This window comes from Acidovorax sp. HMWF018 (assembly GCF_003061035.1).
In the GTDB taxonomy this organism is placed as follows: domain Bacteria; phylum Pseudomonadota; class Gammaproteobacteria; order Burkholderiales; family Burkholderiaceae_C; genus Acidovorax; species Acidovorax delafieldii.
On record NZ_QAIM01000466.1, the window covers coordinates 14,394 to 21,664 of the forward strand.

The following is a 7,271-nucleotide window of genomic DNA, read 5'->3' on the forward strand; positions in this document are numbered from 1 at the left end:
CCCAGGCCTGCGCAGTGACCAAGGACCTGGGCCTGGACCCGGCCAAGGTCAATCCCAACGGCTCGGGCATCTCGCTGGGCCACCCCATCGGCGCCACCGGTGCGCTCATCACCGTCAAGGCCATCCATGAGCTGCAACGCATTCAGGGCCGCTATGCGCTGGTGACGATGTGCATTGGCGGCGGCCAGGGCATTGCGGCGATTTTTGAGCGCCTCTGACCTGCACGCGGGTGCGCACACTGCCATCGCCACGCGCGATGCTGCCACCTGCTATTGGCAACGCGAGCGCCACAGTCGATCAGCGATCATTGGCGCCCGCTGCCCCAGATCAGCCGGGCCACCGCAGCCGCACCCAGCGGCCTGGCGGTAGCCCGCACACAACTGAACCGATGGAGACACCTCTCACCATGATGCGCACCCTGCTTTCCTTCACCGCCCTCGTCTTTGCGCTGGGCTCCACGGCCTACGCCCAGGCGCCTGCGCCCGCTGCGGCATACCCCGCCAAGCCCATCCGCCTGATCGTGCCCTTCCCGCCCGGCGGCGGCACCGACATCCTGTCGCGCCTGGTGGCCACCAAACTCACCGAAAGCGCCAAGTGGACCGTGGTGGCCGACAACCGCGCCGGCGCAGGCGGCACCATTGGCATTGGCGAGGCCGTCAAGGCTGCGCCCACGGGCTATGACCTGGTCATGGGCCAGAAAGACAACCTGGTGATCGGCCCCTGGCTGTACAAAAACCTGCCCTGGGACCCCACCAAGGACCTGACCGCCGTGGCCCATGTGGCCTACACGCCCGTGGTCATTGCCACCAGCGCGAACTCCAAGTTCAAGACGCTGGCCGACGTGGTGGCTGCAGCCAAGGCAGCGCCCGGCACCATCACCTACGGGTCGCCCGGCAACGGCACCTCCATCCATCTGGCAGGCGACCTGTTCGAAAAGGCGGCGGGCATCAAGCTCAGCCACATCCCGTACAAGGGCTCCAACCCTGCGCTGATGGATGCGCTGTCGGGCAACGTAGACCTGCTTATGTCCTCGGTGCCATCGGCCATGGCCCAGATCAAGTCGGGCAAGTTGCGCCCGCTGGCCGTGACATCGGCCAAGCGCAGCTCGTCCATGCCCGAAGTACCCACCGTGTCCGAGTCAGGCTTCAAGGACTTTGATGTGAGTACCTGGTACGGCGTGTTTGCGCCCGCAGGCACACCGGCCACCGTGGTGAACGTCGTCAACGCAGAAATCAACAAGCTGCTGGCCACCCCTGAGATGAAGGCCGCCATCCACGCCCAGGGTGCCGAGCCGGAGGCCATGTCGTCCGCTCAGTTCAACACCCTGCTCAAGACTGACTACGCCAAGTGGAAGGGCATTGTGGAAGCCTCGGGCGCGAAGATTGAGTGACCCTCTGAAGCGCTTGCCGCAATAAAAAACGGCTCCGAAAGGAGCCGTTTTGCATGGGGCAAAAACAATCAGTCCCGCACCACCAGCACGGGGATGTGCACCACACCCAGCACACGCTGCGTGACGCTGCCCAGCACCAGCTTTTCCAGGCCGCGGCGGCCATGGGAGCCCATCACGATGAGGTCGGCGCCAGTGCTCTCCAGCGCGCGCAGGATGCCGTCGTGCACCGCATGCCCCTCGCCCACCACGGTGGTGACCTGCACACCCGCATCGGCCATGGCCTTCTTGGTGGCGTCCAGCGCGGCATTGGCCTCGGCTGTGGCGGCGCTGATGTATTGCGCCTGGCCGTACGCAAAGTCGGCGCCCACGCCGGTGAAGGGATACGGGTCGATCACGTACACCGCCGTGACGGCGCTGCCAAAGGTTTTGGCCAGGCCTGCGGCCTTGGAGACGGCCAGCATGGAGGTCTTGGAACCGTCGACAGGAACCAGAATGTGCTTGAACATGGTGCTACTCCTTGAATGAGGTGTGGGACCAGGCTTGTGGCCTGACCATGGGCGACAGTGTGAACCGCCACCATACCCCGCATCTTGATTCGCATCAAATCGGATGCACTTCTGCCGCAGTGCTCAAGCCCCTGACGGTGCCTGCCCCACCACGTCCGCACCCTGGAAGTTGCCCCGCCGGCAAGTCACCACCAGGGTGTCGCGGTAGCCTCCGTCCTTGAGCGGCTGGATGGGCGTGGACTCGTGGATCATGCGCGCGTCGTCCAGCAAAAGCAGCGACCAGGGCTGCGTCAGCGTAAAGCGCTGCCCGGCAGGGCCGTTGGCCTCAAACACCCGCGTCTCGCCGCCCTTGACGCCCTCGCGCCCCACCAGAAACACCGCCACCAGATCCACCCCGTCGCGGTGGGCACCTTCGGGTGTGGGGCGACCAATGCCGTCGGTGGTGTCGATGCGGAACTGGTGCGCCTCCACAAACCAGGGCACCGGTGCCTGCGGCCCGGCAAACACGGCGTCCGACACGCCCGCCAGCGCGGCCAGCAATTGCTGCCACACGGGCTGTGCCACGGTCACGGGCTCCATGGGGGCAAACCAGCGCTCCATGCCGCCGTGCAGCGCGTTGTACTCCACGGGCTGCCAGTGGGCACGGTGCGGCACCTGCTCCATCCGGCCCTCCTGCAGCACAAAGCAGGCGTGGCGACGGCGGCGGTAGCGGCCACCGTCCTTCAGGAATTCATCGGGCGGCAAGGCTGCCCAGTCGCTGTTGAGGGCCTGCAGCGCCGACAGGTCACAGCCAACCCACTCGGCAACGGCCTCAGGGCTGAGCACGGCAAAGCCGCTGCTTTGCAGCTGGCTGGCGACGTCAGCCGGTGTAGTGAAAGGGGGAGAAAAGGAGACTTGGGCCATAGAGGCCCGAGCTTAACCGCAGCCGCCACCACAGGTTCTGCGATGGCGCAAACAGGGTGGGTGCAGTGTGGGGGCCGCATCCGGATCCACGCAACCGGCCAGCCCCCGTGGTCGCAAGCCGCTCAGTCCCGGTTGCCATGGCCCTTGCCACGGCCTTCACCCTTGCCATGCCCGCGGTCATGGTCACGGTCGTGTTTGCCGCCGCGTCCACGGTCGTCATCCCAGCGATGGTCATCGCGCCCGCGCGGACCCTGGTACGGGTTGCCACGGCGTGGGGGCGGCTCCTGCACAAAGTACACCGGCTGGCTGCAGGCGTTGTAGCGAGCGCAGTGTTTGCCCCAGTTCTTGGCGTGGCCGGGCGGCACATACAGGTAAATGGGCGCACGCGGCACCACCACAGCAGGGCGCTGGATGATGACCGGCTCTGCGTAAATCAGCGGCGGTGGCGGTGCATTGCCAATGTTGATGCGGCCATACACGCCGGGTGCCAGTTCGCCCCCCACGGTGGCATTGACGTAGGCCTGCGCATGCGCGCCGCCCGCCAGGCCGAGGAGCGCGGCCGCAGCCGCACCCGAAACAAGAAGACGGATCGTGGGAAACATGGTGTTTTTCATGGAAAGCTCCTGCTGACTGCCACGCCGTGCACACAAACAGTGCGTGCACAGGGAGGGTGGCCCTGTGTGAGTCACAAGGCTTCCTGTACCTTACACCTTTCAGACGCTACAAAATGTCAGCCAATGGCGACAGTTGTTGGCGAGAGATGAGGTACCGCAAGGCCTTGGCTGCCGGCGCCTAAGCCCGATATACGTCCACCGACATCACGACGCGGTTGCACTGGCAGCCGCCTGCAGCAATGCTTCCGCCGGCCCGGGGCGCCCGAACAGGTAGCCCTGCCAGGTGTGGCAGCCCAGCCCGGCCAGCATGTCGCGTTGCTCCTGGGTTTCGACCCCCTCGGCAATCACCCCCAGGTCCAGGCTCTGGGCCAGGGTCACGATGGTGCGGGCAATGCTGGCGTCATTGGCGTCGGTGAGCAGGTCGCGCACAAAGCTTTGATCGATCTTGAGCTGGTCCAGCGGCAAGCGCTTGAGGTAGCTCAGGCTCGAATAACCCGTGCCAAAGTCGTCCAGCGAGAAGCCCAGGCCCGACGCACGCAGGGTATCCATGCGCTGGATGGTGTCCTCCACATCGTCCAGCAGCAGGGTCTCGGTCAACTCCAGCTTCAGCCGGTGCGGGTTCGCGCCGGTTTCTTCCAGCACGCCCAGCACTTCGTCCACAAAGTGGCTGTGGCGGAACTGCCGTGCGCTCACGTTCACGGCCAAGGTCCAGTAGGCAGTCTGCGGGTCGCGTGCCCACTCCACCAGTTGCAGGCAGGCCGTGCGCAGAATCCACACGCCCAGCGGCACGATGAGGCCCGAGGCTTCAGCCACTGGAATGAACTCGGCGGGCGACACCAGCCCGCGCTGCGGATGCTGCCAGCGCACCAACGCCTCGGCGCCCACAATGCCTCGCTGCTGGTGAATCTGGGCCTGATAGTGCAGCAAGAATTGCCCCTCGCGCAGCCCGTCGCGCAAACCCGCCTCCAGCAGCGTGCGCGCGGTCACGTTGGCCTGGGTGCGCGGGTCAAAGAACCGCAAGGTGTTGCGGCCTGCGCCCTTGGCCTGGTACATGGCCATGTCGCCGTGCTTGAGCAATTCGTCCACCGAGCCACGTGCATCGGCATACAGCGCAATGCCTATGCTGCAAGAACTGTGGTGTGAATGGCCGTCGAGCTGGTAGCTCTGGCTGAGAGCCTGCAGCACCGTGCGCCCCACTGTTTCGGCCTGGGCGGCCGCTTCGTGCGCCTGCGGGCTGAGCCCCTCCAGCAGCACCACAAATTCGTCTCCACCCAAGCGCGCGACGGTGTCGCCCATGCGCACGCAGCCCCCCAGGCGTGCGGCGACCTGGCGCAACAGCTGGTCGCCCAGCTCGTGGCCCTGGGTGTCGTTCAGGTCCTTGAAGTTGTCCAGATCCACAAACAGCAACGCACCGCCCGCGCCTGAGCGTGCGCTGGCGGCCAGGCTGTGTTGCAGGCGGTCATTCATCAACCGACGGTTGGGCAGGCCCGTGAGCGGGTCGTAGAAGGCCAGCAGGCGAATTTCTTCTTCGGCAGCCTTGCGGCTGGAGATGTCCGTCTGCGTGCCCACGTAATGGGTGATCTCGCCGCGTGGCGAACGCACGGTGGTGATGGTGATCCAGGCCGGATATTCGGTGCCGTCCTTGCGCCGGTTCCATACCTCGCCCTGCCACATGCCGCTGGAGTGCAAGGTGTTCTTCATGGCCGCGTAAAAAGACGCGTCCTGGCGGCCCGAGTGCAGCAGGCGCGGTGTCTGGCCCACCAGCTCGTCCACCGTGTAGCCGGTCAGCCGCGCGTAGGCCTGGTTGGCTTTAAGGATCCTCTGGTCGGGCCCTGTCACGATCATGCCCTCGAACGACTCAAACACCGTGGCAGCAATCTGCAGCGATTCTTCGGCCTTGCTGCGCTCGGTGATGTCGGTCGAGATGCCACACAGCGCATAAATGCTGCCATCCGCGTGGCGCAGCGGAATCTTGATCGACAAAAACGCGCGTGTTTCGCCCGTGGCGGCGGGCGTGTTCACCTCCTCCGCCTCCAGCGTCTCGCCGTCCTCCAGCACCCGGCGGTCATTGGCCCTCAGCCGTTGCGCCGTGGCTGCGTCGAAAAACGCCGCATCATCATGGCCCAATACCTCGTGCGCCGGCCTGCCAAAGTAATGCAGCGTGTGGTGGTTGGCGTACTGGTAACGGTAGTCCTTGCCCTTGATGTAGATGAACGCGCCAACACTGTCCAAAATGGTGGTGAGCTTTTGCTCGCTGTCCCGCAAGTGGCGCGTACGTTCTTGGACCTGGCGACGCAAGATCGCAACCATCAACGCAGCCAGCAAGCTGAACGCCACCAAGCCCGCAAGCCCCCGCCACACCCAGGGGGAAATCTGCACGCCAGGGTCTTGCCCGCCCCAGTGGCGCATCACCTGGGCATAGGCCGGGTCGGCGCCACTGCGCCAGTTCTCGACGGATCGGTCAATGGCCGCCAACACATCTGCATTGCGACCGGGGCCGGTCGCAAAGAACAGCGTAGCGGGCTGGAACACAATGCCCGTGTCCACCACGCCATAGCGGGCCGAATGGAAATTGCCGAACAGATGGTTGGAGATAACCGCATCGGCCTCGCCACGCTGCACCATGGCAAACGCATCTATCAAGCTGGGCGCATCCACCAAAGTCACCTGGATGCCAAAGCTGTCCACCATGTTCAGGAATGTAGACCGCTGCACGGAGCCCTTGAGCACCGCGACCCGCTTGCCCTGCAGGTCAAACAACGAGTAGATGGGCGCGCCTGATGTCCGGTAGATCTGCGACCAGCTGTGCAGCACTGGCAGGCGGTGAAAGTCGTACAGGATCTCGCGCTCGGGCGAGCGAGCCACATCGGGCATCAGGTCGAGCCGGCCCTCGCGCAGCGCATCCAGGCAGTCCTGCCAGCTGCAAGGCACATGTTTGATGATCCACTGCTCGCGCGCAGCCACCAATTGCAGCAGATCCACAAAAATGCCTGCGGCCTTGCCGTCGGCATCCACAAACACCTTGGGTTCGTTCGAGTACACGCCCACACGCAGCTCGCGGGGCGCCGCAGCAATGCTGGCGCTGGCCGCCAATACGGCCGCCCACACAATGCCTTTGAGCCACGCGGCACAGCGCCGCACCAGCCAGTTCACGCCAGGTTTCACACCGGACTCCCCAGGTGATGGAGAAACCATGTTAACGAATGCTTGCAAAAACCTCCAAAAATTAACTACCGTGTGCCGGTTGGGGTAGCATGTGTCACACCCCCGCCCCGCCCAGGAGACAGCGATGCCCCATGAACGCCGCCACTTCGTCCGCGTTGGTTTTGATGCACCGGCCCTGCTGACCACGGCCACCGATGCGTTCAGCGTGCATGTGCTGGATTTGTCGCTCAAGGGCGCGTTGATCATGGTGCCCGCGCAGGCCACGCTGGGGCAAGGCACGTTGTGCCAACTGACCATCCCCCTGGCCGACACGGGCAACCACATCGCCATGTCCACCGAGGTGGCCCACGTGCAAGGCCTGCACACCGGGCTGCTGTGCAAGGGCATTGACCTGGACAGCGTCACCCACCTGCGCCGTCTGATCGAGCTGCAACTGGGCGACCCCGCTCTGCTGGAGCGGGACCTGGGCGAACTGACCATGGCGGGCGCGGCGCACTGACGGCCGCCGCAGGGCTCGTCACCGCCGCAGCAGCGGCCTCTCTTTATCTCTTTTCTTCTTGGCGCGTTTGTCAAACTGGCGGGTGCCGACCCGTCACTGCGCTTCCTGCTCCTGCAGCGCGCGCCACATCACCTTGCCGCTGCCGCTCTTGGGCAACGCCAGCACAAACTGCACGATGCGCGGCACCTTGTAGA

General features: G+C 65.0%; 7 protein-coding genes and 1 pseudogene. 3 read left to right on the forward strand and 5 right to left on the reverse strand.

Annotation, left to right across the window (positions count from 1 at the left end; all coding sequences use genetic code 11):
* Both DBR23_RS31175 and DBR23_RS19565 read left to right on the forward strand, forming a co-directional pair.
* Window positions 1-218, forward strand: a pseudogene (locus DBR23_RS31175) (acetyl-CoA C-acyltransferase); the annotation flags it as partial.
* A 188-nt stretch (window positions 219-406) separates the two neighbouring features.
* Complete coding sequence (locus DBR23_RS19565) at window positions 407-1,390, forward strand: tripartite tricarboxylate transporter substrate binding protein (RefSeq protein ID WP_108499308.1); 984 nt, start codon at window positions 407-409, stop codon at window positions 1,388-1,390.
* A 68-nt stretch (window positions 1,391-1,458) separates the two neighbouring features.
* Here the strand turns inward: DBR23_RS19565 and DBR23_RS19570 are convergent, their stop codons facing one another.
* The 4 genes from DBR23_RS19570 to DBR23_RS32185 form a co-directional block, all read right to left on the reverse strand.
* A complete protein-coding gene (locus DBR23_RS19570; protein ID WP_099730067.1) occupies window positions 1,459-1,896 on the reverse strand; it encodes a universal stress protein in 438 nt (145 codons plus the stop codon).
* 123 nt (window positions 1,897-2,019) lie between these two features.
* Window positions 2,020-2,799 carry a 2OG-Fe dioxygenase family protein gene (locus DBR23_RS19575; RefSeq protein WP_108499309.1) on the reverse strand — a complete coding sequence of 260 codons (780 nt, stop codon included), beginning with the start codon at window positions 2,797-2,799 and terminating at the stop codon, window positions 2,020-2,022.
* Between the two features lie 122 nt (window positions 2,800-2,921).
* Window positions 2,922-3,413 (reverse strand): hypothetical protein, encoded by a 492-nt coding sequence (locus tag DBR23_RS19580; RefSeq protein WP_056067657.1) that lies wholly within the window; start codon window positions 3,411-3,413, stop codon window positions 2,922-2,924.
* A 204-nt stretch (window positions 3,414-3,617) separates the two neighbouring features.
* Window positions 3,618-6,578 carry an EAL domain-containing protein gene (locus DBR23_RS32185; protein WP_304466225.1) on the reverse strand — a complete coding sequence of 987 codons (2,961 nt, stop codon included), beginning with the start codon at window positions 6,576-6,578 and terminating at the stop codon, window positions 3,618-3,620.
* Window positions 6,579-6,702: 124 nt separating this feature from the next.
* Here DBR23_RS32185 and DBR23_RS19590 point away from each other — a divergent pair, with 124 nt between their 5' ends.
* Complete coding sequence (locus tag DBR23_RS19590; RefSeq protein WP_056067655.1) at window positions 6,703-7,077, forward strand: PilZ domain-containing protein; 375 nt, start codon at window positions 6,703-6,705, stop codon at window positions 7,075-7,077.
* 93 nt (window positions 7,078-7,170) lie between these two features.
* Here the strand turns inward: DBR23_RS19590 and DBR23_RS31195 are convergent.
* Window positions 7,171-7,271 (reverse strand): hypothetical protein (locus DBR23_RS31195; RefSeq protein WP_233250587.1); only part of this gene is annotated, 101 nt, incomplete at its 5' end.